Consider the following 25,678-nt stretch of genomic DNA (forward strand, 5'->3'; position numbering starts at 1 on the left):
GTCGGACGATTCGTGCTGCTATACAAAAAACGAGGCCAAAGATTTGCAACTGTGGGGTTTGCAAAAATCCTTGGCCTGTGCTTTCGAGAGAGGGATTCTCTTTGCGTGATACAAAGATGGAGCATTCTGCCCCTTGTCTTCAAGGGTGATTTTCCCCTTTAGCATGGGTACTTCTCCTCTTACCCTTTCCCGTCATGACGTGTACCTTTGACCCATCAAAACGCTATAAAATCTTCTGTCTTTATATGTCGTAGTTGGTTTAGGTCTATAGGTTAATAGAAAGGGTGTCGAAAGACACCCTTTCTGTTTTTTAAGCCTGCTGCTTTTCCTGCCGGCTCCAATACCAATAAAAGGGCAGACCGCTGCACATCAGTGCCAATCCTATCAGCGCCTCGCGCGGTTTGCCGATCAGTGTGATAACAATCAATGCGATACAGAAAAGTATAAAGATGGCCGGCACCAAGGGGTACCCCCATGCCTTGTATGGCCGGGGTACGTCGGGCATCTTGTGGCGCAGTACAAATACGCCCAGGGTGGTGGCACCGTAAAAGATAAACGCGGCAAAGATGAGCATGTCGGTCAGCTGATCGAAGCTGCCGGAAAACACCAGAATGGACGACCACACGGCCTGGATCCAGATGGCCTTCGAGGGCGTATTATACTTCGGGTGAATGTACGATGCGGCTTTGAAGAACATTCCTTCTTTGGCCATCGCATAGTACAACCGTGGCGGGCCCAGCAGGGTGGTGTTGGTGCAGCCAAAGGTGGTGAGCAAAATAAGGATTGCAATGAAGAATGCCCCGGGCTCGCCGAGAAAGTGGCGGACCACGGCTACCGCGGCAATGGTATTCTGCGACGTTTTGGAGGCGATGATCTGGTCTACCGGCAGGATGTACAGGTAGGTGAAGTTGATGCACAGGTATACCACCATGACAAACATGACCCCGAACACGAGGGCCAGCGGCAGGTTGCGGTTGGGATTCTTGATCTCACCGCCGATATAGCCGGTCGCGCTCCATCCTTCGTACGCCCAGAAGGCACCGAGCAAGGCGGCAAACATACTTTGAATGAACGAGGCGCTCATCCAGTCGCGTGGCTGGAAGTTGACGGACGGTGTCTGGAATGTTTCCAGGCTGCCGCCGCCGATGGTGAGCCCGAGGATGACGATCATAAAGATGCTGAACACCACGATGATCAGCACGGCCTTGCTCAGGCCTTCGCCAAATTTCAGACCGATATAGTTATTGTACGACAACGCCATGATCAGCAGGACGGTCAGTACTTTTACACCGAAGTTGTCGAAAGGAGTAAAGACACCTCCGATGGAAATCGAGGCCCACTCGGCCGGCAACATGGGCAGAGGCACGAGGGCATTGAACGATTGCGAGAAGACATAGGCAATGGAGGCTACCGCCGCCGAGCGGATCACGGTAAAGGTTGTCCATCCAAAAAGGAATGCAAAAAAACGATTGTATAGCTTACGGAAGTATACAAACTCACCACCCGAGTCGGCCAGCAAGCCCGCTACTTCGGCGTTGCTGAGCGCACCGCACAGCGTAATGAGGCCGGCGAGGATCCACGCCAGAAGGACCAGGTCGGCCGAGAGCAGCTCGGTGGCCATGGGGGCTACTTTCTTATATACGCCTGAGCCGATAACGGAGCTGACGGTCAGGATGAAGGCCGAAAAGAGCCCCAGCGAGCGGACGAGTTGTCCTTGTGAAGATGGTTGTGCCATAGTTTCAGGTTGGCGTAAAGAACGGGAAATTATGTTCAAATACCCAACCCGTCCCCCGGGCGGCAACCCCTATTTGTCGTCGGTGATGTTTTTTTCACGGTATAGCTCCAGGATACGCTGCCGTTGGTAAAACACAACGGCCTTTAGCTTCTTGAGCTTTTGCCGGGCGGCCTTCAGCCGGGTGTGTGCGAGGCGAAGCTGGGCCTTCTTTTTCTGTAGCTTTTGCTCCAGCGTGTCCGTCGTGTGTTTGACGGTATTGTCAGGTGTGGGCTTCATGGCAGGTGGGGTGTGACGAGTGAGGTCAGGGCCGGTGCGATCGAGAGGGTATCGGTCGTCATCGGAATGGGGACGGCGCGACGTGGTAGCCGGTATGACAGGGCGAGCTTGTTGTAGTGAATGCCGATGTGGTATTTCGATAACACATCCGATCCGATGATGCCCGCGATGCGGATCTCTTCGTGATCATGGATCGTCCGGAACAACATGTGCATGTCCTGACTGTGCCAGGCGACATATTTCAACGGTAGCCGCCCAATCGCAAGATCACATCCTGACACCTGGTATACGTTGGTACGCCCACCCAGGCCATTGATCGAAAGCCCTTCGTGGTACACCGTATTGGCTACTTGAAAACCGAAGTGCTCGGCTTCACGGGCGTCCAGCACCGAAACGGAGGCGCCTGTATCAATGATGAACCACGCAGGTTTGCCATTGATACGCCCGCTTACTACCGGTATGCGGTTGACCATGCGAAAGGAAAAATATTCCTCTTCTTTCCGGGAGATGTCCGTATGTTGCGGTGCACAGCGTGTGAGAACAGCGATCAGCAGCAGCCCCGCGAGCCACTTGCCGGAATCATGACGGTAAAGAGTTGGTGCCATACACAGTTTGTTTTTAGAGACATTGTACTGCGAAGAAAAGCAACGGGTTTCTTACAGTACTGCCCAATTAGACCAAGGTTACGTGCGCAACGTTACATACCGCCTGGGCCGCACAAAAGCCCGCAGCGGTCGACTAAAGTCGTTTGTATGGCCGGTAGTGTCGTTTGTCTAAAAAGAATGCAGTTCTATAACCTATTTCAGACATTCACAGTATATGCTGAGAGATAATGCCTGCCATGGATAGAAAAATGTCCTTTTTTGACCTCCGGCAAGATCGCTACCGCATCTGGCTGCACGTGATCTTCTGGATGGCCTACGTCTTCTATGAGGGCATTGTCTGGGGCCGCGTCGATGGCGACTACGCGCGCCGCCTGGCGTGCTCGCTGATCGATCTGCCGGTCAAGCTGGTGGCGGCGTACTATACTCTCTATGTACTGATCGACCGCTTCTTCATTCAGCGCCGGTATGCTGGGTTCCTCTTCCTGCTGCTGTTGTCGATGACGGTCTTTGGGATCATCTCCCGTGTTGTGGGGTATTATGTTATCTATCCGCTTTATTACCCGGAAGCGATGAGCGTGGGCGTCTTTTTTACACCCAAGATCCTGATCACCATCTTCTCGATCTATTCCGTGGTGGGCATTCTGGCGTCCTTTCACCTGGTGCGGCAGTGGTACCGGCACGAGCAGGCCACGCGGGCGCTCGAAGACGCGCGGCAGCAGTTGCAGAAAGAAATGCTCGAAGCCGAGCTCAAGCTGCTCAAGTCGCAGATCAATCCTCACTTTCTTTTTAATACTCTCAACAACTTATACGTGCTGGCCCTGCAGCAATCCGAGAAGACACCCGAGATCGTGTATAAGCTCTCCAGCCTCATGAGTTACATGCTCTACGAAGGCAATCACGCCGAAGTACCGCTCGAACGGGAGATACACTACATCCGCAACTACATTGCCCTCGAACAGATCCGCTACGATGCCCGCCTGGAGGTGGCCTTTAATATATACGATGATGTAGGGCACTTAAAAGTTGCACCGCTCGTGCTGCTGCCCTTTGTGGAGAATGGTTTTAAGCACGGCGTCAGCCACCAGCTGACCGGTGCGTGGATCCGCATCGACATCGGCTTTCAAGACGGCGTGCTGATCATTAAAGTCGAGAACAGCAAGCCCCCGGAAAGTGAGCGCCCTTATCGCTCCAACCTTCATTCGGGCTTTGGCCTGGATAATCTGAAAAAACGTCTCGACCTGATGTACCCCGGCTGTTACCACCTGGACGTGCTGGACGAAGAAGACTCCTACCTGGTCGTATTGCGATTGACCCTCGAAGAAAAAGAAGAAGACTCCTATACAGAATTGAACCCTAGCCCCGTAGCGTATGAAATGTCTGATCGTGGATGACGAACCCCTGGCCCGGCAGTTGCTGGAGCGTTACATCGCCAATGTGAACGGCCTGACCCTGGTAAAAAGTGCAGAGAATTCCATCGACGCCTTTACCGTTATCCAGAACCGGCCCGTAGACCTGATCTTCCTGGATATACAGATGCCCCAGATCACCGGCATCGAGCTGCTCAAGTCCCTCAAGCAGCGCCCCCGCGTGATACTCACCACTGCCTACCGTGAATACGCCTTCGAAGCCTACGACCTGGATGTCGTAGACTACCTGTTAAAGCCGATCTCTTTCGATCGCTTTCTGCGCAGCATCAGCAAGATATACCAGCTCCGTCAGCCCATTGCCCAGACCGAAGAAGTATTGCCCGGCGTGCAATCTTTTGACGGTGCGTATATCTATGTAAAAGAGGATCGCGAAATGATCAAGGTCTTTCTGAAAGATATACTATACATCGAAAGTCTGCGCGACTACGTTCGCATCAAAACCGAGCAGCGTCAGATCATTACCTACCAGAAGATCAGTTGCCTGGAGCAGAAGCTGCCGGAGAGCAAGTTTGTGCGGATACACCGGTCGTTTATTGTGGCGTGTGACCATGTGTCTTCGTTTACGGTGCACTCGGTGCGGGTAGGGGGTCTGGAGATACCGATTGGACGGAATTACAAGAATAGTACGCTGAAGGTGCTGCATCGGGATAATGTGTTGTTGTAGGTTTTACTTTTAACGCCTCACTCCAACTAAGATTGTTTCTTGAAGTATAGCTGAAAGGATGCGCCCTGGCCGGGTACGGACTGTACCCGAATCGTTCCACCATGCAGGCTCATGATCTGCTTCGACAAGCTCAGCCCTATGCCCATACCTTCCTTCCGTGTGGAGAAGAACGGTATAAAGATATCGTTGATCTCTTTCGGCGGAATGCCCTTGCCGTTGTCGGTCACTTCCAGGATCGTGTGCCGGTCGCCTGCATAGGCGCGGAGCGAGATCTGCTTCTGTTGCGTGGCCTGTAGCGCATACGTACTGTTGCTCACCAAATTAATAATGACTTGCTCGATCAGCGCTGCATCGCCGGCAATCGTCAAGGCTGTATCGTCTGCCGTTGTCGTGAGTGTAATGCCCTGGCGTTGTAGATCGGGTGTGAGGAGGTTGCTGAGATGGTCGAAGAATGTGGGGAGGTGAATGGAGCCCATGGCAGGCCGGGGTATGCGCGACAACGTGCGATACTTGTCGACAAAGCTCAGCAGGCCTTCACTGCGTTTGTGAATGGTGTTGAGCGAGAAGCGGATATCGTCCAGGTTGTCGGCTGTTACAGTGGTATACGGCTTGGGTTGCCCGTAGGCATCGGTGAGCATATCTTGTAATGTTTCCGTCAGCGACGCAATGGGCGTAACGGAGTTCATGATCTCGTGGGTGAGAATACGGATGAGCTTATGCCAGGCTTCAATCTCTTGCTGCTCGATCTCGGTGCGAATGTCTTGCAGGCTGATCAGCCGGTGTGGCTTGCCCAGGATGATGGTCGTACTTACGGCCACGGCCAGGTGCCCGGTGCCGGCATCCTGCGCGGGCGCTACCAGGGTGCGCCCGTGGTCACCGAGGTTTTCGAGTGCTTTTGTCAGGTGCGGGTGCTGTGCCTGCAGGTGCTTCCAATCGCGGGTGTCGTCGACTTGGAGCAAGCTGGCGGCCGTTTGATTCATGAGCACCAGCTCGTCACCCGCCAGGGTGAGAATGCCGATCGGCAACTGGCCCACGAGCATTTGCAGGAAACGATACTGCGCCTCCTTTTCGACCTTTACCTGCTGGTACGCTTCCAGTACCTGTTGCATGCTTGCTTCCAGGGCGCGGAAGCTGCGGCCGCCGGAGGGTTGCTGAAAGGTCATGGTCAGGTCGCCGTGACGGATGCCAAGGAAAAAACGCTCCAGCGCGCGGTTGGTCTTTTGCACGTACCAGATCAGGCCGCCGGCTTGCAACACTACGAGCAGGGCAACGGTAAGCTGGTTAAACCGCATGTGAGGATACTGCAAGAGCCAGGCAAACGCTACCATGCTCATGAGCAGCAGTGTCGTGCGTATCACGATCTGTACCGTAAAGTTTTGATTAAATGCCATGGCGTTTCATTCGGCGGTAAAGTGCAGTGCGTGTAAGGCCCAATGTCCGGGCCGTGGTACTGACGTTGCCCTGGTGGTTGGCCAACGCTTGCTGAATAAACAGTTTCTCCATTTCGTCGAGCGTCTGCGGAGCAGCCGTAACGGGCTGGCGCGTGACGCCGCCGGTAAGCAGCCCTTCGGAGGCGATAACTTTACCTTCGGTAAGGATCACTGCGCGTTCTACCGCGTGCTGCAGTTCGCGAATGTTGCCGGGCCAGGCATATTTCTTCAAACGGCTTAACACGGCTTTATCGAACTTCATACCCGGTCGCTTATACTTCTGTGCATAGCGCGCCAGGAAGTGCTCGGCCAGCAGGGGGATGTCGTCGGTCCGCTCGCGCAGCGACGGCACGCGAATCTCAACGGTGTTGATGCGATAGAGCAGGTCCTGCCGGAATCTCTTGTCGAAGACCATCTCGTGCAGCGGCATGTTCGTGGCACAGATCAGCCGGAAGTCTACCGCCAGTTCTTTAGCCGAGCCCACCCGTTGTATCCGGCGGTGTTGCAGCACCGTCAGCAATTTGGCTTGCAGGGCGAGGGAAAGGTTGCCGATCTCGTCCAGGAAGATGGTGCCGCCCGCGGCGATCTCAAAGCGGCCGGCCTTGTCGTGGCGTGCGTCGGTAAAGGCGCCCTTTGCATGTCCGAACAGCTCGCTCTCAAAAAGCGTCTCGCTAATGGCCCCCAGGTCTACGCTGATAAATACATGGTCACGCCGTGCGGACTGCCGGTGAATGGCCCGCGCGACCAACTCCTTGCCCGTGCCGTTTTCACCGAGGATCAACACGTCTGCGTCGGTCGCGGCCACCCGTGTAATAAGCTCTTGGACGCGCTGTATGGCGGGTGAGGTGCCGATGAACTCATGATAGTGATGATCGAGGTCGCCGCTAAGTTTTTCCTGTGTTTCTTTTAACCGGACAACTTCCCTTTTCGAACGGCGTAGCTGCAAGGCCGAGAGGATGGTGCCCAGCAGCTTCTGGTTCTTCCATGGTTTAAGTACAAAGTCCGTCGCGCCATTCTTCATCGCCTTTACCGCCAGATCCACTTCGCCGTAGGCGGTAATGAGAATGACAACCGCCTGTGGATCGAGGCGTAGAATTTCGCTGAGCCAGTAAAATCCCTCTTCACCGTCGTTCACGCCGCGCGTGAAATTCATGTCGAGCAGGATCACGTCGTAGTCCGTTGTTTTCATCCGCGCCGGCAACTGTGTGGGGTCGCCTTCGATATGTACGGTGCTCAGCTCTTGCTTCAGGAACATCCGCGCGGTTTCCAGGATGTCCCGTTCGTCATCAACAATCAATACCGAGGCGGTGGTCATACGCGTGTTTTTGTCGTCGGGAAAGGTAGAGAATTGTATCGGAAACAAACAAATGAGTGTATCGGAAGTGATACACTTTACTGTGTGAATTTATGGTGCTTTATGTGTAATTGATTGGAGAATAGATAATTGCGAGTGTGGCACTGCATTTGGATGACCTGGATCACTAACTTTCGGCTTTATGATCAAGAATTATCTGCTGCTTGCCTTTCGAAACGTCCTCCGCAACCGGAGCTATACGCTCATTAACGTGCTGGGATTGACTATCGGCCTGACGGCCTGCATCATCATTTTCCTGTTGATCTCGTATGAGGTGCGGTTCGATCGCTTTCACAAACACTATGACAACATCTACCGCATTACACAGCGTACCCGTTCGTCGTCAGGCGAAGAGCTGAATGCCGCGACCCCGTACCCCGTCGCCAAAGCATTTCGCAACGACTTTTCCCAAATCCCCCTGGTCACGCAGATCCACGTGCAGGACGAAAGCCTGGTGGCCGTGGGCGACGACAAGCGGATGTTGAAAGATATAGTATACGCCGACTCGTTATTCTTTGAGGTATTTGATTTCAAGGTACTGTCGGGTAACCCCAGAATTGAGCTGGGCGAACCGGGCAAAGTATTTCTGACCCGGTCCACGGCTGACAAATTGCTGAAGGGGCAGGATCACGGCACGATCCGGTACAACGGTGTGGAAGATCTGGAGGTGGTGGGCATTATCGAGGACCCCGTGCCCGAGTCGCACATCCAGTTCACGATGGTCATTTCCATGGCTTCCCTGAAGAGCGATATCTTCGGCGGGTTTCCGCTCGACTCGTGGGACATGACGGCGGCCGGCTATACGTATTTTGTCTTGCCGGATAACATGACGCCCGAGACAGTTTTAAAAGGACTGGAAGGATTTATCGACAAATACTACAAGAAGGACGAAAAGGAGCATAATCGTAATCGTGTGTTCGAACTGCAATCGCTGCGCACGATACATTTCGATACGCAGTTTACGGATCATGCCACGGTGACGAAAGCCATCGACGCGTCTAATCTGTGGGTGATGGGGATCCTGGGGATCTTTATCCTGATGATCGCATGTGTAAACTTTATCAACCTGGCCACTGCGCTGGCTATGCGCAAAGCAAAGGAGATCGGCGTACGCAAAACGCTCGGCGCACGCCGCCGGCAGCTGACGTTGTATTTCTTAGGAGAGACGTTCCTCATTACGCTGATCGCCGTATTGATCTCGCTCTGCATCACTGAGTGGACGTTGCCCTGGTTGAATGGATTTCTTGAAAAAAGCCTGCGCGTGAACTTGCTGTCGAACGGTATGCTGCTGGTTTTTCTGTTGGTGCTGATTCTTTTTACAACTGTCTTCTCGGGATTTTACCCGGCCGTTATCCTGTCGGGCTTTAATCCTGCGACAGTCCTTAAAAGTAAAGTGACAGCGCAAGGCACGTCGGGCGCCGGCGTACGAAAGGTGCTGGTGGTATTTCAATTTGGTATTGCCCAGGTGCTGATCATCTGTACGCTGGTGATTGCCGGGCAGATGACCTACTTCCGCGACAAATCACTCGGTTTTAGCCAGGAGGCTATCATCAACGTGCCGCTGCCCAAACCGGACGTATCGTTGCAGGCGTCGTTGCGCACCCGGTTGGAAGCCATCCCCGAAGTACAGCATGTATCGCTTTCCCTCGGACCGCCCACATCGGACAATGTCTTCCGGACAAATTTTCAGCGGAACGAAAAGTCGAGTGAAGGATACACCACCACCGTCAAGCCCGTCGACTGGCATTACCTGGAGACCTACGGCATCAAGCTGCTGGCCGGCCGTTGGCTGAACGATACGGACGAAAAACAAACCGGCCTGGATTTACCCCTGGAGCAACGGCATTACGTGTATATCTTAAATGAAGCGGCGATCCGGCGGCTGGGCTTCCCAAATCCTCAGGCGGCCATCGGGCAAACGATCATCACCGGCGTATATGGCATCGAAGCGGAGATCGCGGGCGTCGTGGCGGACTATCACACCACATCGCTGCACGAACCCATAGTGCCCGTGATCATGATGAACTTTCCAAGGTTCTATTATGATGCAGGCATCAAAGTGAACAGCCAGAACCTATCGCAAACCATTGCCGCCATCCGGACGGCCTGGGAAAGTGTATACCCCGACTTCTACTTCGAGTATACGTTCCTCGACGAGGAAGTCGCCGGACAATACCGGCAGGACGAGCGCACCTTTACGCTCTTCAAGATCTTTGCGGGCATCTCCATCTTTATCGGTTGTCTGGGATTATATGGCCTGATTTCCTTCATGGCGAATCAGAAGCTAAAGGAGGTAGGCATCCGCAAGGTCATGGGCGCGTCGGTGGCCAGCATCGTCATGCTCTTTACGCGCGAGTTTATCAAGCTGATCCTGATAGCGTTTGCGTTGGCCGCCCCACTGGCTTATTTCTTCATGGACAACTGGCTGCAAGGTTTTGCCTACCGCATCGACATGCCGTGGTGGGTGTTCCTGTTGGCGGTCGTTGTCACGCTGATCATTGCACTGCTCACGGTCGGCTATCGGTCCATTCGCGCCGCGGTGACGAACCCGGCCGAGGTATTGGCGGCGGAGTAAAAAATTGTTACGCCCTTACAGGGCTGCGTATTCGTGCATCACAGACCCAGGCCTTCAGCCTGGGCTGATATGTTGCGTCCCTAAGGGACTAGTGCTTTACTATATATTGCCGGATTTGTTTACGAAGTCAGGGGCAGTCGCACGGTGCAGCGTGTGCCCTCGCCTTCTTCGCTGGCGATCTGAAAAGTGCCGCGATGTACCCACACGATACGGTCGACTAAGGACAATCCAAGCCCTGCCCCCGGAATGGACCATGCATTGGAGGCGCGGAACAACGGCACGCGTATCCGCTGCAGATCGTCGGGCGGAATGCCGATGCCGTAGTCCTGGATCACGATGGTCACGTCGCGGTCGGTGCTGCTCAGGATGACCGAGATGTCGCCGGAGGAGTATTTATAGGCATTGTCCAGGATGTTGAGCAACGCGGTCTGCAGCAGGTGAAAGTTGCCTTGCAGCGGCGCCGAGCCTAATTTCCCTTCACGGATCACCGTGCGCTCGGGGTGGTGGAGGCTGAAGGCCGCCAGCGTTCGGTCTACCAGCTCTGACACGTCAAGGGTGTTCATTTCGGTTTTCGGTCCTTCTTCCAGGCGTGCCAGCGTCAGGAGCCCTTGCGTGATCGTAGCGAGTCGTTCGGTTTCCTGCAAGACTACGTGCAGGGTGCGTTGGTATTCCTCAGGTGGCCGCTGCCGGGTAAGTGCCAGCTCTACTTCCGCCATGATGGCGGTGAGGGGTGTCTTTAGCTCGTGCGAGGCGTTTTGTACAAACCGTCGTTGATTGACAAAGGCGCGCTCGATACGCCCCAGCAGGGCGTTGAACGTTAGGATCAGTTCGTCGATCTCGTCTACCGCCGCGTCCTTGCGGTCGGGTTCCAGGCGCCGGCCCAGATTGTCTTCCGTGATTTGGTTCACTTCTTCTACGACGCGTGTTACCGGTTGCAACGCTTTCCCGGAGAAATATACTCCCGATAAATAGGAGAGGACCAGGCTGACGATCCAGCCCGTAACGGTCGCTTTGCGCAGGAACGTCAGCTCGCGCTCGCCGGGCAAGTCTTTGGCGGAGACAAAAACAAAATATAAGACGTCGTTCACTACGTGCTTGCGTCCGGCGGTGGTATACTCACCACGCTCGGCATTAAAGACATCGTTCTGTTGCAGGAAGGTGAGCCAGGTAGGGGGAATGTTGTATTCGCCCCGGCTGTACAGCGTCTTCCCGTCGCGGGTATAAATGGATACGGATGGGTTTACCAGGTTGAACGAGCCAGCAGGCATCACGTCGCGTACATGCGGTGTGGCATAATGTAATACTTCCAGGCTGGACTGTTGTGTCAGGCGATCGACAAAGTCGGCATGTACAAAGCCACGGGTAAAGAGGTAAATAAAGATCAGGATGGCACCGGTTACAAGTGCGCTCACGATCATAAAACGCAGGGCAAGGCGCTGTCTTATTTTCACAACTCCGGTAATTTTAGCACGTAGCCGAAGCCTGTGATGGTATGGATAAGTTTGGGCGTAAACGGTTTGTCGATCTTATTGCGCAGGTAGTTGATGTATACATCGATAAAGTTGGTGCCTGTCTCGAAGTTCAGCCCCCACACGGCCTCGGCAATTTCCAGCCGCGAACGCACACGCCCCGCGTTGCGGGCCAGGTACTCCAGCAAGGCATATTCTTTTGCCGTAAGCTGTAACAATTTACCCGCGCGTTTTACCTCGCGCGCGTCGAAATCGATTTCCAGGTCGGCCAGTATGAGCTTCTCTTCCGGTGGTGTGACGCTATCGGTTGCCACGGCCAGCGGTGCCTGTACATGCCGGCGGCGTGTCAGCGCTTTGATGCGTGCATACAGCTCGTTAAAGCGAAAAGGTTTGGGCAAATAGTCATCGGCGCCTGCCTCTAGTCCGGCGACGATGTCATCGCTCATGCCCAGCGCGGTCAACATCAGCACGGGTGTGAGCTCATCTTTCTCACGCAATTGTTTGCAGAGCTCCAGGCCATTTAGCAACGGTAAATTCACATCAAGCACGATGAGGTCGTAGCTGCCGCTCTTGGCCAGACGCAATCCGATCTGTCCATCGTAGGCAACGTCGGTTTCATACCCGGCTTCTACGAGGCCGCGCTTTAATACTTCGGCGACTTTTGTTTCATCTTCGACGACCAATATTCTCATAACACCCCTATAATAAACGGTTTCGGAATTTAATGCGAGTTGTTGCGGGATAATACTGACATCCTAATGCATTTCTAATGTCCTAATATAATTCTAATCGGGTTATAAGTGGATCCTAATATCGTTTACCGCGTGTGTACCGTAAAATTGGGGGAGGAAACAAACGATCAATACATATGAAAAAGCTAGGGTTAATGATGTTTTTTGCGGGCTGTGTGATGTTTACGGCGTCGGCACAGACAGGTGAGAAAAAAGACAGCGCTCCGGTGTGGATTTCAAAAGATGTACAACGATTGCAATTCCGTGAAACGGGCTATACACCTGCCGTTGTCACTACGGGTGCTGCTGGTCCCGTCGTATCGAAGGGTGTAGCGGCCGCGAGCACTCGCCGCACGGCCCGTCCCGCAGTGCGTGTTGTTACCGGCGGCACACCGTCCTGGGTTGTGTCCAAGGGCGTAGCCCGCATGCAAGCGGAACGTCAATAATGCATAGACCGCGCAAACGCTTTTAAATAGTTTTAGGTTTTAGGTTAGAGCCCCTTCGGGAAAGGGGCAGAGGGTTAGGTAGGGGCCGTCTCACAAAAGGTGAGGCGGCCTTTTTTTTATGGCCCTGGCTGAAGCAAGCTTTGCTGCTCCTTGTGATCGCATCAAGCGCTTTTTTTAAACCACTTTACTCCACTTTGGCATTTCTGCCTGTCAGAAACCCGCTGTTTGAACCAAAAACGCAGGGTCCATACACTTTCTTTCATGTCGTTTAGCCACTTAAAATGACTTTTGAAGTGCGTTTTCGGGTGCTTTTTCGTTAAAAATGCAAAAATGTGGTAGGAAGTGGTTGAAAGTGGTATGAAAATACTTATGTTTGCTTAGGAGAAAAAGACAACCACTACACGTCTATGACTTTCTTCACCAGTGAATATGAGAGCAAACTTGACGCGAAGGGCAGACTTGTCCTGCCTGCGCGGATCAAGGCGCAATTGCCTGAGACTGACGGCAATGTGCTGATGATCCGTAAGTCGCTCGATCCTTGCCTCATAATCTACCCGATGGTGGAGTTCAACAAGGTCTTCTCGAAGATTTCGGGGTTAAATGAGTTTAACAAAGAGGCTGTACCGCTGCAGCGCAGTTTTTTCGCGGGGATCACGGAGGTCGAAATGGACAACAACGGCCGGATCCTGCTCCCCAAGAAATACCTGGCGCACGCCCAGATCGAAAAGGACATTATCCTGGTCGGTATGGGAAACAAAGTAGAGGTATGGAATCCTGCCCTTTACGAGAAGCACCTGATTCAAGATCCAGGTGAATTGTCGACTCTGGCGCAGAAGTACCTGGGCGAGTAGCTATGACAGAAGGTTATCACAAACCTGTCATGCTCCGCGAATGTATCGAAGCGCTGCGTATTCAACCCGAAGGCACCTACGTCGATGTGACGTTCGGTGGCGGGGGGCACAGTAAGGTTATACTGGAGAATCTCCAGGGCGGCCGGCTGGTAGCCTTCGATCAGGATGAAGATGCCAAGCGTGAAGCCGCCGGCATCACGGATCGTTCTTTTACATTTTGTCAGGCAAACTTCATGTACTTGAAAAAGTACCTGAAGCTAAACGGTATTACCAAGGTTGACGGCATTCTCGCCGATCTCGGCATTTCTTCACACCAGATCGACGCACCGGAACGTGGCTTCTCTACCCGCTTTGACGGCCCGCTCGATATGCGCATGGATCAGAACCTGGCGCTTACCGCAGCACGGGTGTTGAACGAATATACAGAGCAAGACCTGCACAAGCTCTTCGGCATGTACGGCGAACTCAAAAACGCCCGGACCGCCGCGAAGCTGGTGACCCAACAACGCGCCAATCGCCCCTTCGTCCGAACGGAAGACCTAAAGGCGGTGCTGCAAAGCATAGCCCCGCGCGGCAAGGAGAATAAATATTTCGCCCAGGTGTTTCAAGCGCTCCGCATCGAAGTGAATACAGAGATGAAAGCTCTTGAAGATTTTTTGCACCAATGTGGCGAAGTCATGAATACCGGAGGCCGGCTGGTGGTGATGTCCTATCACTCACTGGAAGACAGAATGGTGAAGAACTATATCAACAAAGGAAAAGTGTTTGGCGAAGTAGAGAAAGACTTCTACGGCCACGAGCTGAAACCCTTTGAGGCGGTGAACCGGAAGCCGATCGAAGCATCGGAAGAAGAAACTGAACAAAACCGGCGGGCACGCAGCGCAAAACTGCGGATCGCCGAGAGACTGGAAGACAGGAAGTAATACGAAAAAGCATACGCCCGGTAATACGATGAGCGAAAACAAATTTAAGATCCGCCCCAGCAAGAACCCGTCCGTAACCGCCGGCAACGGTGGTGGTGGTTTGTTTGCTGCCCTGGAGCGCGGCATCAAACTGGAAACCTACTTCGAAGAAGGTTTCCCGGTGCAGTATCTGCCGAAGATCCTGTTTGTATTGGCGCTGGGCATCTTGTATATCAGCAACACGCACTATGCAGAAAAGACCGTGCGGGGCATCAACGCCATACAGGCGGAGGTAGAGGATCTGCGCGCGGATTACACCACGCTGAAGGCCGACTTGATGTTTGCCAGCAAACAATCGGAGGTAGCGCGTAAAGTAAAAGACCATGGATTGGAAGAAAGCTTGACTCCACCCTATAAGATAGTAGTAAGAGACGGTGAATATTAAGAAGTCCATATTATTAAGAGTACGGATCGCATTTCTGTTTGTCGTCCTGTTTGCCATTGCGGTGGTCATTAAAACAGGACATATTCAGTTTGTGGAGGGGGAGAAGTGGGCGAAGATGGGCGAGCGCATTTCATTCGACTACCGGCGCGTGAAAGCCACGCGGGGCAACATCTATTCCGACAACGGCAGCCTGCTGGCTACATCGTTGCCTTTCTATAAAGTGGCGTTTGATGCTACCGTGGTGAAGGAAGAGGTTTTTAAGAAAGGTATCGATTCGTTGGCAAGACATCTGTCGTTGTTCTTTAAAGACAAGTCGACGGAAGACTATCGCCGGATGCTGATCGACGCCCGGAAGGGAAACAAACGATACGTGATCCTCAATCGCCGGCAGATCAACTACCAGGGTAAAAAAGAGATGATGGCCTGGCCGATCTTCCGCGAAGGACGTTTGCGGGGTGGCGCGATCTTCGAAAAGATCGATCGCCGTTACCGGCCGTTCTCAAACCTGAGCGACCGTACCATTGGGTATGTCAATGAAGACGAAGTCGGCGCAGGCCTGGAATACAGCTTTAACAAGCAGCTCGGCGGTACCGATGGTTATGCCTATTACCAGAAACTGGCCGGTGGTGTATGGATGCCGGTGCAGGATGCTAACAACGTAAAGGCTGTTAACGGTCTGGATCTGCAAACTACGCTGGACATAAACCTGCAGGACGTTGCCGAGACGGCACTGCTCAAGGCCATGAAAGCACACAATGCCGACGACGGCGTGGTGGCGGTGATGGAAGTAAGCACAGGCGAGATCAAGGCCGTGTCCAACCTGAGCAGCAACGGCCAGGGTAGCTTCTACGAGAAGTTCAACTTTGCGGCCGGCGGCCTGTTCGAACCGGGATCGACCTTCAAGCTGGTAACAATGATGGCCCTGCTGGAAGACACTAACATCGAGCTGAGCGACACAATAGACGTAGGCAACGGTGAGTACACCTTCTATAACCGCACGGTACGCGACCACGAAGAAAACGGCCTGGGCCGTGTTTCTATTCAGCAGGCGTTCGAGCATTCTTCCAACGTAGCGATGGCCAGGCTGGTAGACAAACACTTTGGCCTGAAGCCGCAGAAGTTTGTAGACTATATAGATAGACTCAAGCTGTCGAAGCCTCTCGGTGTGCAACTGGTAGGCGAGCCGATGCCGAAGATCAAACGCCCCGGACAAAAAGGATGGAGCGGGATCAGCTTACCCTGGATGGCCTATGGTTATGGTTTTGAGATCACGCCGCTGCACACGCTGGCCCTGTACAATGCCGTGGCAAACGGCGGCAAGATGATCAAGCCGGTGTTTGTGCGCTCGGTGAGCCGTGCCGACGAAGAGGAGGAAAAGTTTGAAACAGAAGTATTGAACAGCCAGATCTGCTCGGGCAAAACACTCGATAAGCTGCAACTGCTGCTGGAGGGTGTTGTTGAAAAAGGCACGGCCAAGAACATCCGGGGGACTCACTACCGCATTGCCGGTAAGACGGGTACAGCGCAAATCCTGGAGAACGGCCGCTATACGCGGAAGTATATCACGTCGTTCGTGGGATACTTTCCGGCACACAGTCCGAAGTATAGCGCCATCGTGCTGATCAAAAATCCGCGTGGGTGGTATCAATACGGTAGCAGCGTGGCGGCGCCGGTGTTTAAAGAGATTGCCGACAACATCTACGCCCGTGACATCAACCTGCACGAGCCGATGGATGTGCGGAAGTTTGCGAAGACCGATGTGCTGCCGGTGATCCGTGCGGGTAACCAGCAGGAGCTGACCATGCTTTGCAACGAACTGGGTATTTCAAACCACTCGCAGACGGAAGAGGAGTGGGTACGATCATCTCGCACCGGTGACGGCGTGAATTGGAAGAAGGCTGCAGGCGGTCGCGACCTGGTGCCCGATGTTATGGGCATGACATTTCGCGATGCGATCTTCTTGTTGGAGAAGTCGGGTTTAAATGTGTTTTACGAGGGCAAAGGACGTGTGCAACAACAGTCGATCACGGCCGGGGCACGCGTAAATAAAGGCGCCAGGATTTATATACGCCTGGGGTAAAATATTCTCAATGTGGAATTGTGAATAAAAATTGTGGATAACTTTAGAAGTATACTTCGGGAGAGACCGTAGAAAAAAATATACCGGATTATAAACGTGGCAGAGCTCAAAGATATCGTCTATAAAGTTTCGCTGACTTCCAGCTATGGCAATATGCACGTGGAAGTATCGAATCTTTGCTTTGACTCGCGCAAAGTAACGCCTGGAACATTGTTTGTAGCGGTACGCGGCACACAGTCTGACGGACATGTGTATATCGAAAAGGCCGTAGCGCAAGGAGCCGTGGCCGTGGTGTGCGAGAAGCTGCCGGAGATGATCTCGGAGACGGTAACCTATGTAACCGTAAAAAACAGCGCGCATGCACTCGGTGTAATGGCTGCAAACTTCCACAACAACCCCTCGGATAAACTCAAGCTCACCGGTGTGACGGGCACCAATGGTAAAACAACCACGGCGACGTTATTGTTCCAGCTCTTTACCAAGCTGGGATACGCCGTAGGCCTGATCTCGACGGTTGAGAATCGTATAAATGACACGATCGTTCCATCAACACATACTACACCGGACCCCATTCAGCTCAACGCACTGTTGCAGCGCATGGTGGAGGCCGGCTGTTCGCATGTATTTATGGAAGTGAGCTCGCACGCGGTGGACCAGGAGCGTATTGCCGGATTAAAATTCGCTGGCGCGATTTTTACCAACATCACGCACGATCACCTGGACTATCACAAAACGTTCGAGAACTATATCAAAGCCAAGAAGAAATACTTCGACGATCTGAACAGCGACGCGTTTGCCCTGGTCAATGCCGACGACAAACGCGGCATGGTCATGCTGCAGAACACGCGCGCGGCCAAGCACACCTTTGGCTTGAAAAAGATGGTCGACTTCAAAGGCAAGATCATTACCAATTCCATCGAAGGACTCGAGCTGGAGATCGGCGGTAAGAATGTATGGTTTAAGATGATCGGCGATTTCAACGCCTACAACCTGCTGGGCGTCTATGGCGCGGCGGTGTTGTTGGGTGAGGACTCCGAAGAGGTGCTGACACAGCTTTCGTCGCTGAAGGGTGCCCCGGGCCGGTTTGAGCTGGTCATGCCCGGCTCGAAGTTTACCGCCATTGTAGACTACGCCCACACGCCCGATGCATTGAAGAATGTATTGGAAACTATCGCGCAATTCCGCACCGGTAACGAGCAGGTTATTACCGTGGTGGGCTGTGGCGGCAACCGCGACAAGACGAAGCGGCCGCTGATGGCTTCGATCGCTTGCCGCTTTAGCGACAAGGTTGTGCTGACGTCGGATAACCCGCGGGATGAAGACCCCATGGAGATCATCCGCGAGATGCAGACCGGTGTAACGCCTACAGAAACACGCAAGACCCTGGTGATGTCCGACCGCGAGGAGGCCATCAAAACGGCTTGCATGATGGCCAAAGACCACGACATTATACTCGTGGCCGGCAAAGGACACGAAGACTACCAGGAGATCAAAGGGGTGAAGTACCCGTTTGACGACCGCGAGGTGGTGGCCCGTATGATAAAACTGATGACACACTAGCGATACTGATCGAGGAATGCTTTACTATTTATTTGATTATCTGAATGAGCTGAACTTCCCGGGAGCGGGGGTGTTTCAGTATATTTCATTCCGCGCGGGCATGGCGGCATTCCTGTCATTGCTCATTACGATCACCTTCGGCAAGAACCTGATCAACTTCCTGCGCCGCAAACAGGTGGGCGAAAGCATTCGCGACCTCGGCCTGGAAGGGCAGATGCAGAAGAAAGGCACCCCCACCATGGGCGGCCTAATCATCATCGCGGCCATCCTGGTGCCCACGCTGTTGTTCGCCAAGCTGGATAACGTCTACGTAGTGCTGCTCATCATCGCCACATGCTGGTTGGGGTTGATCGGTTTCCTGGATGACTATATTAAAGTATTCCGCAAGAACAAAGAGGGCCTGGCGGGTCGTTTCAAGATCGTAGGTCAGGTGGGCCTGGGGTTGATCGTGGGCCTGACGCTGTACTTCAACGACTTTGTAGTGGTGCGCGAAATAGACAATGCATCGTCTCTCACCACGCGGGAGGTACAGGACTTCCAGCGGGAGACGGGACCGACCACGGACAAGGTGCATTATAAAGACAAAAAGACGACGATCACCACCGTGCCGTTTGTCAAGAACAACGAGCTGGACTATGGTAAGATCCTGCCCGAGGCACTGCGCCAGTACACCTGGGTGCTGTACGTGCTGGTGGTGATCCTGATCATCACGGCGGTGTCGAACGGTGCGAATATTACCGACGGGATCGACGGCCTCGCCGCAGGTACCTCGGGTATTATCGGGATCACGCTGGCGATCCTGGCGTATCTGTCAGGACGCATAGACTTTAGTAGCTATCTCAATATCATGTACATCCCGAACCTGGCCGAGCTGGTGATTTTCTGTACGGCGTTCGTGGGGGCATGTTTGGGTTTTCTGTGGTACAACGCATATCCCGCGCAGGTATTCATGGGCGACACGGGTAGCCTGACGCTGGGCGGTGTCATTGCTGTGCTGGCGCTGGCCGTACGCAAAGAGCTGTTGATACCCGTGTTGTGCGGCATTTTCCTGATCGAGAACCTGTCGGTGATCATTCAGGTGTCGTACTTCAAGTACACCAAGAAGAAATACGGTGAGGGGCGTCGCATCTTTTTGATGTCGCCGCTGCACCACCACTACCAGAAGAAGAACATTCACGAAGCAAAGATCGTGACGCGCTTCTGGATCTGCGGCATCTTGTTGGCCATCCTGACGCTGGCCACCCTGAAGCTCCGCTAACAGAGATTGAAAGAACGCTTGAGTATAAAAAGCAAAAAATGATTGAACGGATTGCCATTGTAGGTGCAGGAGAAAGCGGAACGGGTGCTGCCATACTCGCGAAAGCGAAGGGGTACGACGTCTTCGTGTCAGACCAGGGTCCGATCAAAGACAAGTACAAGGCTGAGTTGACGGCTGCCGGTATTCCGTTCGAAGAAGGCAAGCACACCGAAGAGCAGATTTGTATGGCCAGCCTGGTGATCAAAAGCCCCGGTATTCCCGATAAGGCCGAGATCATCAAAAAGATCAAGGCGGCCGGCATCACGATCATCGACGAGATCGAGTTTGCCTCGCGGTACATCGATGGTAAGATCATCGCCATCACGGGTACCAACGGCAAGACGACAACAACGCTGCTGACATATCACTTGCTGCAAAGTGCCGGCCACAAGGTTGCGCTGGCGGGCAATGTAGGCTTTAGCCTGGCACGCCAGATCACAACCGAGAAGTTCGACTGGTATGTACTGGAAATGAGCAGCTACCAGCTGGACGGTACGTGTGATTTTTCACCGGCCATCGGTGTGCTGCTGAACATTACTCCCGACCACCTGGACCGCTACGAGTATAGCATGCAGAAGTATGTCGACTCGAAATTCCAGCTGATCCGGAACATGAAGGTTCCGAACCACTTTATCTACTATACAGATGACGTGGTCATTTCGGCCGAGCTGAAGAAACGCGAGATCGCCGCCAAGCAGGTGGCGGTATCGTTGCAGCGCGACAAGGCGGCGCCGGCGTACTATGACGGCTCGGTGATGCGCTTTGATCTCGGCGAGCACTTTAGCATTGCCCAGGAGGACACGACCCTGAAGGGCCCGCACAACCTGATCAACACCATGGCCGCCGTATCGGCAGCCTACCTGGCGGGTGTTTCAGTGCCGGCGATCCGCGCGGGACTGAAAACCTTTAAAAACGCCCCGCATCGCCTCGAGGCGGTGGCGACGATCAACGGGGTTGATTTTGTAAACGACTCGAAGGCCACCAACGTGGACTCTGTCGTATATGCGCTCGGCAGCTATGACAAGCCGCTGGTGTGGATTGCTGGCGGTGTCGATAAAGGCAACGACTATGGCCTGATCGAAGATGCCGTGAGGCAAAAGGTTCGTGCCCTGATCTGTCTGGGCAAGGACAATGAGAAGCTGAAGAAAGCTTTCGGCAACGTGGTGCCTGTCATACAGGAGACACAGAGCGTGCCCGAGCTGGTGAAGATGGCCCTGCAGGAGGCAAAGCCCGGCGACGTGGTGCTGCTGTCTCCCGCGTGTGCAAGCTTTGATCTCTTCCGGAACTACGAGGACCGGGGTGATCAGTTTAGAAAAGCTGTATTGGATTTGAAAAAAGAAGTGGAGGGGTAATGATGATCAAGGTTAAAGAGTGGGCGGACAAAAACCTCGAAGGTGACAAGGTCATCTGGGCGGTTGTATTTGCATTGTCGGCTATCAGCATCCTGGTGGTCTATAGCTCCATCGGTACGCTGGCGTACAAACATTCGACCATGCCCGAGCGCATCCTGCTGACGCACACCATGCACGTATTCATCGGCCTGGCGGCGATGTGGTTTGCGCACCGTGTGGACTACCGGTATTATTCCAAGCTCTCCAAGTTTGCCCTGTGGATCAGTATCCCGCTGTTGATCTATACGTTCACCAACGGTGTATCGCTGAACGACGCTGCGCGCTGGATCTATATTCCGATCGTGGGCTCGTTCCAGCCTTCTGATTTTGCGTCGCTGGCATTGATCGTAAACCTGGCCAGTATGCTGTCGAAGCGTCAGCAGAACATCGACGATATTAAAGAGTCGCTCATTCCGATCCTGTTCTGGTGCGGCGTGATCTGCGGTTTGATCGCCTTGACGAACTTGTCGACGGCGGTGCTGCTGCTGGTGACCTGTATGCTGATCATGTTTATCGGCCGCGTGCCGACCAAGTACCTGGCGATGCTGGTGTTTGTGGGATTGCTGTTCGGCGCATTAGCCCTCAAGTTCGGTTCACGCGGTGAAACGGCCAAGAATCGGATCAAGAGCTATATCGAAGGCACACACCTTCCGTTCCAGGCCATACAGGGCCGCATTGCGGTGGCCACCGGGGGTATACTGGGCAAGGGGCCGGGTAACAGCGACCAGCGCAACATTTTGCCGCACCCGTACTCTGACTTTATCTATGCCATCGTCATCGAGGAATATGGCATGGTAGGAGGCATCGTTGTACTGGCCTTGTACCTGCTGTTGCTGCATCGCGGCATGAAAGCGTCGTATGCCAGCGAGCGGGCCTTTGGCGGATTACTCTCGGCGGGGCTATGCTTCGATACGGTCTGTCAGGCGATGGTGAACATGGGCGTGGTGGTGGGCCTCGGGCCGATCACGGGGCAGCCGTTGCCACTCATCTCCATGGGGGGGACATCGATGGTCTTTACGGGACTTGCCCTGGGTATTGTGCTCAGCGTAAGCCGCGGTGAGAAAGACGCCCACTGGGAGCAACACACAGAAGGCGGCGAAGAACGCGAACAACATAAACAACCGAAAAACGTACCGGCTGCGAAAGCGGCGTAAGATAGTATGTAGTAATAGTGCAGACGAAGTCAACACCATATCGACTCATCATCAGCGGCGGCGGCACCGGTGGCCATATCTTTCCGGCGGTGGCGATTGCCAACGCATTTCGCGAACGGCATCCCGATGCGGAGATCCTGTTCGTGGGGGCGCAAGGCAAGATGGAGATGACACGTGTGCCGGAAGCAGGCTATAAGATCGTCGGTCTTTGGATCAGCGGGCTACAGCGCCGGCTGACATTGTCGAACCTCTTGTTCCCGCTGAAAGTGCTGGTGAGCCTGGTGAAAGCCCGCCGCCTGGTAAAAGACTTTCAGCCGCATGCGGTGATCGGCACGGGTGGTTTTGCGAGCAGCCCCGTGATGCTGGCGGCTACACGCCTGGGCGTACCGTCGCTCATTCAGGAACAGAATTCCTATGCGGGCCTGGCCAACAAGCAAGTGGCAGGCAAAGTGTCGAAAGTATGCGTGGCATATGCCGGCATGGAAAAATACTTCCCGGCAGAGAAGATCGTCTTTACCGGCAACCCCGTACGGAAAGATATCCTGACGGTGGCGACAAAACGCGACAAGGGCCTGAGCCATTTTGGCTTCGATGGACACATCCGCACGCTGTTGATCATCGGCGGGAGCCTCGGCGCCCGTACGATCAATGAGAGCATTTTGCACGGCATCGAAAAATTAGTCGACGCAGGGGTGCAGGTGATCTGGCAAACGGGCAAAGGATATTACGAGACGTACAAAGCCCAGCTGGGCAAGTACGATCTGCGCAAGATACGTGTGCACGACTTTCTGCGCGAGATGGACCTGGCGTATGCGGTCGCCGACGTGGTGATCTCCCGGTCGGGAGCGCTGTCGGTTTCCGAACTGTGTGTGGCCGGGAAAGCATGTATCCTGGTGCCTTCGCCCAACGTGGCGGAAGACCACCAGACGAAAAACGCACTGGCGTTGTCGGAACAGGATGCTGCCATCCTGATCACCGACCGGGACGCGGGTGCAACACTCGTAGAGACGGCGTTGAAGCTGCTCTTCGACGAACAACGGGCGGCCCGCTTGCGGGCAAACATCAGCCGGCTGGCCAAGCCGGACGCGACGGCGAACATCGTACAACAAATTGAAAAGCTGATCAAGTGAAGATAGAGCAATACGATAATATTTATTTCCTCGGCATCGGTGGCATCGGCATGAGCGCACTGGCACGGTGGTTTATGAAAAAAGGCCTGAAGGTATCGGGGTATGATCGTACGGCCACCACATTGACGGCGGCGCTGGAAGCAGAAGGCATGGCGATCCACTACGATGACAACGTGACGTCTATCCCGGCTGAAGTACGCAACCAGAAAGACAAAACGCTGGTGGTATTTACCCCCGCCATTCCCAAAGATCACCGGGAGCATGCGTACCTGAAGGAGCAGGGATATACCATCCTGAAACGCTCGGAAGTATTGGGGCTCATCACCAAAGGGTATAAGACCATCGGTGTAGCCGGTACACACGGTAAGACCACCACGTCGTCCATGGTGTCGCACATTTTGCATACCGCAGGGCGCAACATGGTGGGCTTCCTGGGCGGGATCACGACCAACTATCGCTCGAACCTGATCATGCAGGGCGACGTAACGCCCGACACGACGGTGGTGGTAGAGGCTGACGAGTTTGACCGTTCGTTCCTGCGGTTGTTTCCGCAGATCGCGATCATTACGTCTGCCGATGCAGACCACCTGGACATTTACGGCGACCACAATGCCCTGATCACGTCGTTCCGGGATTATATTAAACAGATCAACACAGGCGGTGCACTGATCATCCATGAATCTGTTGCCGATCAACTGGCGGCGGGTATGGATCACGTGACCAAATATGTATACAGCATGAGCCGGGGACAATTTTTTGCCGGCAACATTACCGCGAGTAGCGGATTTTTTGAGTTCGACCTCCATGGACTGGGTTCGGTCGAACACGTAAGGCTCGGTGTCCCAGGTTTTCATAACATCGAAAATGCGATTGCCGCCTCGGTGGCCGCGCATTTATGCGGTGTTCCGACGGCGACGATTGTCGAGGCGTTGGGTTCGTTCAAAGGCGTGAAGCGCCGCTTTGAATATATCGTGAAGGGTAAGAAAGTGGTATACGTAGACGACTATGCCCACCACCCCACGGAGATCGAGGCGTTCCTCCGGTCGATGAAGTCGATGTACCCGGAGCGGAAGCTGACGGTCATCTTCCAGCCGCACCTCTTCAGCCGTACGCGCGATTTCGCCGAAGGCTTTTCGACCAGCCTGAGCCTGGCCGACGAGCTGCTGCTGATGGACATTTACCCGGCACGGGAGCTGCCGATACCGGGGGTGGATGCTGACATGCTGATGAAAGACATCACCAGCCCGGTCAAGATCCGCTGCAGCAAAAATGATTTGATGGACAAGCTGGCGTCGCTCGACCTCGATGTGGTCGTGACGGTGGGTGCCGGCGATATAGATACTTTTATTGAGCCTATCAAGAAGCTCGTTGAAACGAAGTATGAAGTTTAAGTTTAACCTGAAGCGCGAAGTAAAGATCATCGCCGCGGTTGTCGTGGTCGGGATATTTATTGCCTTTACGGAACGCCGGCAGGGGGATATCGCCGTACGCGACATTACGGTAAAGATCGAGAACGAACAGGAGAACCACTTCCTGGACGAAGCGGATGTGATGAAGCTCATGCAGCTGAACCTCGAGAACCTGCGGGGTACCGGTCTGAACGAAGTCAACCTGAAAGAGATCGAACAGCGCGTGAAGAGCGAGCCGTTTGTGAAAGAAGGTGAACTTTATAGCGATCTGAAGGGAAATATGGTCATTCGCGTGGAACTTCGCAGGCCCATTGCACGTATTGTCCGCAACGATGGGCCTGATGGCTATATCGCCGAAGACGGTACGATCATGCCGGTGTCGGAGAAGTTTACCTCCCGGGTGGTGCTGATCAGCGGCGGATTTGTGCGGCAATTACTGAAGCAAAAGAACGTTAACGATACAGAAGAGGGCAAGCAATTGATCGCGCTGATCAATACGATCCGCGAAGACGAGTTTTGGAATGCCCAGATCGCTCAGCTCGACATGGACAGCAAGGCAAGCATCACGATGTACTCGCAGGTAGGCGATGAGCGCATCGAGTTCGGCCGGCCGGACAACCCGGAACTGAAGTTTAAGAAGCTGCGGGTCTTTTATAAAGAGATCCTGCCGCGCATGGGATGGAACAGGTACGACCGGGTAAACCTGGAGTACGAGGGGCAGATCGTCGCGGAGTAATAAAAAAGAAC

The 25,678-nt window shown here is 53.9% G+C and carries 22 protein-coding genes; 15 read left to right on the plus strand and 7 right to left on the minus strand.

The genetic code is table 11. The features are described 5' to 3' along the window. Positions 1-310: 310 nt before the first annotated feature. From KK078_RS14640 to KK078_RS14650, 3 genes are all read right to left on the minus strand, one after another. Positions 311-1,735: an APC family permease gene (locus KK078_RS14640; protein ID WP_254091033.1), complete on the minus strand. Its 1,425-nt coding sequence runs from the start codon at positions 1,733-1,735 to the stop codon at positions 311-313. A gap of 69 nt (positions 1,736-1,804) precedes the next feature. Further along, positions 1,805-2,011: a hypothetical protein gene (locus KK078_RS14645; RefSeq protein WP_254091034.1), complete on the minus strand. Its 207-nt coding sequence runs from the start codon at positions 2,009-2,011 to the stop codon at positions 1,805-1,807. After that, positions 2,008-2,616 carry a retropepsin-like aspartic protease gene (locus tag KK078_RS14650; protein WP_254091035.1) on the minus strand — a complete coding sequence of 203 codons (609 nt, stop codon included), beginning with the start codon at positions 2,614-2,616 and terminating at the stop codon, positions 2,008-2,010. Before KK078_RS14650 ends, KK078_RS14645 begins: the two co-directional genes overlap by 4 nt. A 236-nt stretch (positions 2,617-2,852) precedes the next feature. On the opposite strand from KK078_RS14650, the gene KK078_RS14655 reads away from it, so the two are divergent. Both KK078_RS14655 and KK078_RS14660 read left to right on the plus strand, forming a co-directional pair. After that, positions 2,853-4,007: a sensor histidine kinase gene (locus KK078_RS14655; protein ID WP_254091036.1), complete on the plus strand. Its 1,155-nt coding sequence runs from the start codon at positions 2,853-2,855 to the stop codon at positions 4,005-4,007. After that, the gene (locus KK078_RS14660; protein ID WP_254091037.1) at positions 3,985-4,707 is read left to right on the plus strand and encodes a LytR/AlgR family response regulator transcription factor; all 723 of its coding nucleotides are present in this window, start codon (positions 3,985-3,987) and stop codon (positions 4,705-4,707) included. The genes KK078_RS14655 and KK078_RS14660 overlap by 23 nt, the downstream gene beginning before the upstream one ends. Before the next feature lie 26 nt (positions 4,708-4,733). Here the strand turns inward: KK078_RS14660 and KK078_RS14665 are convergent, their stop codons facing one another. Both KK078_RS14665 and KK078_RS14670 read right to left on the minus strand, forming a co-directional pair. Continuing rightward, positions 4,734-6,098 carry a sensor histidine kinase gene (locus KK078_RS14665; protein ID WP_254091038.1) on the minus strand — a complete coding sequence of 455 codons (1,365 nt, stop codon included), beginning with the start codon at positions 6,096-6,098 and terminating at the stop codon, positions 4,734-4,736. Further along, the gene (locus KK078_RS14670; RefSeq protein ID WP_254091109.1) at positions 6,088-7,452 is read right to left on the minus strand and encodes a sigma-54-dependent transcriptional regulator; all 1,365 of its coding nucleotides are present in this window, start codon (positions 7,450-7,452) and stop codon (positions 6,088-6,090) included. Before KK078_RS14670 ends, KK078_RS14665 begins: the two co-directional genes overlap by 11 nt. A 181-nt stretch (positions 7,453-7,633) precedes the next feature. Here KK078_RS14670 and KK078_RS14675 point away from each other — a divergent pair, with 181 nt between their 5' ends. After that, positions 7,634-10,066 (plus strand): ABC transporter permease, encoded by a 2,433-nt coding sequence (locus KK078_RS14675; RefSeq protein ID WP_254091039.1) that lies wholly within the window; start codon positions 7,634-7,636, stop codon positions 10,064-10,066. 119 nt (positions 10,067-10,185) lie between these two features. Here the strand turns inward: KK078_RS14675 and KK078_RS14680 are convergent, their stop codons facing one another. Next, on the minus strand, positions 10,186-11,517 hold the full coding sequence (locus tag KK078_RS14680) for a sensor histidine kinase (RefSeq protein WP_254091040.1): 1,332 nt from the start codon (positions 11,515-11,517) through the stop codon (positions 10,186-10,188). Beyond that, positions 11,514-12,227: a response regulator gene (locus KK078_RS14685; protein ID WP_254091041.1), complete on the minus strand. Its 714-nt coding sequence runs from the start codon at positions 12,225-12,227 to the stop codon at positions 11,514-11,516. The genes KK078_RS14680 and KK078_RS14685 overlap by 4 nt, the downstream gene beginning before the upstream one ends. A 176-nt stretch (positions 12,228-12,403) precedes the next feature. Here KK078_RS14685 and KK078_RS14690 point away from each other — a divergent pair, with 176 nt between their 5' ends. The 12 genes from KK078_RS14690 to KK078_RS14745 all read left to right on the plus strand — a co-directional run bounded on the left by KK078_RS14690 (position 12,404) and on the right by KK078_RS14745 (position 25,667). After that, complete coding sequence (locus KK078_RS14690; RefSeq protein ID WP_254091042.1) at positions 12,404-12,712, plus strand: hypothetical protein; 309 nt, start codon at positions 12,404-12,406, stop codon at positions 12,710-12,712. 407 nt (positions 12,713-13,119) lie between these two features. Continuing rightward, complete coding sequence (gene mraZ / locus KK078_RS14695; RefSeq protein ID WP_254091043.1) at positions 13,120-13,563, plus strand: division/cell wall cluster transcriptional repressor MraZ; 444 nt, start codon at positions 13,120-13,122, stop codon at positions 13,561-13,563. A 2-nt stretch (positions 13,564-13,565) separates the two neighbouring features. Continuing rightward, positions 13,566-14,486, plus strand: a complete 921-nt coding sequence (rsmH, locus tag KK078_RS14700) for a 16S rRNA (cytosine(1402)-N(4))-methyltransferase RsmH (RefSeq protein ID WP_254091044.1) — start codon at positions 13,566-13,568, stop codon at positions 14,484-14,486. A 28-nt stretch (positions 14,487-14,514) separates the two neighbouring features. Next, positions 14,515-14,910, plus strand: coding sequence for an FtsL-like putative cell division protein (locus KK078_RS14705; RefSeq protein WP_254091045.1), 396 nt, complete (start codon positions 14,515-14,517; stop codon positions 14,908-14,910). After that, on the plus strand, positions 14,900-16,990 hold the full coding sequence (locus KK078_RS14710) for a penicillin-binding protein (protein ID WP_254091046.1): 2,091 nt from the start codon (positions 14,900-14,902) through the stop codon (positions 16,988-16,990). Before KK078_RS14705 ends, KK078_RS14710 begins: the two co-directional genes overlap by 11 nt. A 96-nt stretch (positions 16,991-17,086) precedes the next feature. Further along, positions 17,087-18,550 (plus strand): UDP-N-acetylmuramoyl-L-alanyl-D-glutamate--2,6-diaminopimelate ligase, encoded by a 1,464-nt coding sequence (locus KK078_RS14715; protein WP_254091047.1) that lies wholly within the window; start codon positions 17,087-17,089, stop codon positions 18,548-18,550. 16 nt (positions 18,551-18,566) lie between these two features. Further along, complete coding sequence (mraY, locus tag KK078_RS14720; protein WP_254091048.1) at positions 18,567-19,808, plus strand: phospho-N-acetylmuramoyl-pentapeptide-transferase; 1,242 nt, start codon at positions 18,567-18,569, stop codon at positions 19,806-19,808. Positions 19,809-19,846: 38 nt separating this feature from the next. Further along, positions 19,847-21,199, plus strand: coding sequence for a UDP-N-acetylmuramoyl-L-alanine--D-glutamate ligase (gene murD, locus KK078_RS14725; RefSeq protein ID WP_254091049.1), 1,353 nt, complete (start codon positions 19,847-19,849; stop codon positions 21,197-21,199). Between the two features lie 2 nt (positions 21,200-21,201). Further along, a complete protein-coding gene (locus KK078_RS14730; protein ID WP_254091110.1) occupies positions 21,202-22,392 on the plus strand; it encodes an FtsW/RodA/SpoVE family cell cycle protein in 1,191 nt (396 codons plus the stop codon). 17 nt (positions 22,393-22,409) lie between these two features. After that, a complete protein-coding gene (gene murG, locus KK078_RS14735; protein WP_254091050.1) occupies positions 22,410-23,522 on the plus strand; it encodes an undecaprenyldiphospho-muramoylpentapeptide beta-N-acetylglucosaminyltransferase in 1,113 nt (370 codons plus the stop codon). After that, positions 23,519-24,913: a UDP-N-acetylmuramate--L-alanine ligase gene (gene murC / locus KK078_RS14740; protein ID WP_254091051.1), complete on the plus strand. Its 1,395-nt coding sequence runs from the start codon at positions 23,519-23,521 to the stop codon at positions 24,911-24,913. The genes murG and murC overlap by 4 nt, the downstream gene beginning before the upstream one ends. Continuing rightward, complete coding sequence (locus KK078_RS14745) at positions 24,903-25,667, plus strand: cell division protein FtsQ/DivIB (protein WP_254091052.1); 765 nt, start codon at positions 24,903-24,905, stop codon at positions 25,665-25,667. The genes murC and KK078_RS14745 overlap by 11 nt, the downstream gene beginning before the upstream one ends. Positions 25,668-25,678: the final 11 nt, after the last annotated feature.

It is taken from the genome of Dawidia soli (genome assembly GCF_018598185.1).
Taxonomy (GTDB): Bacteria; Bacteroidota; Bacteroidia; order Cytophagales; family Cyclobacteriaceae; genus Ohtaekwangia; species Ohtaekwangia soli.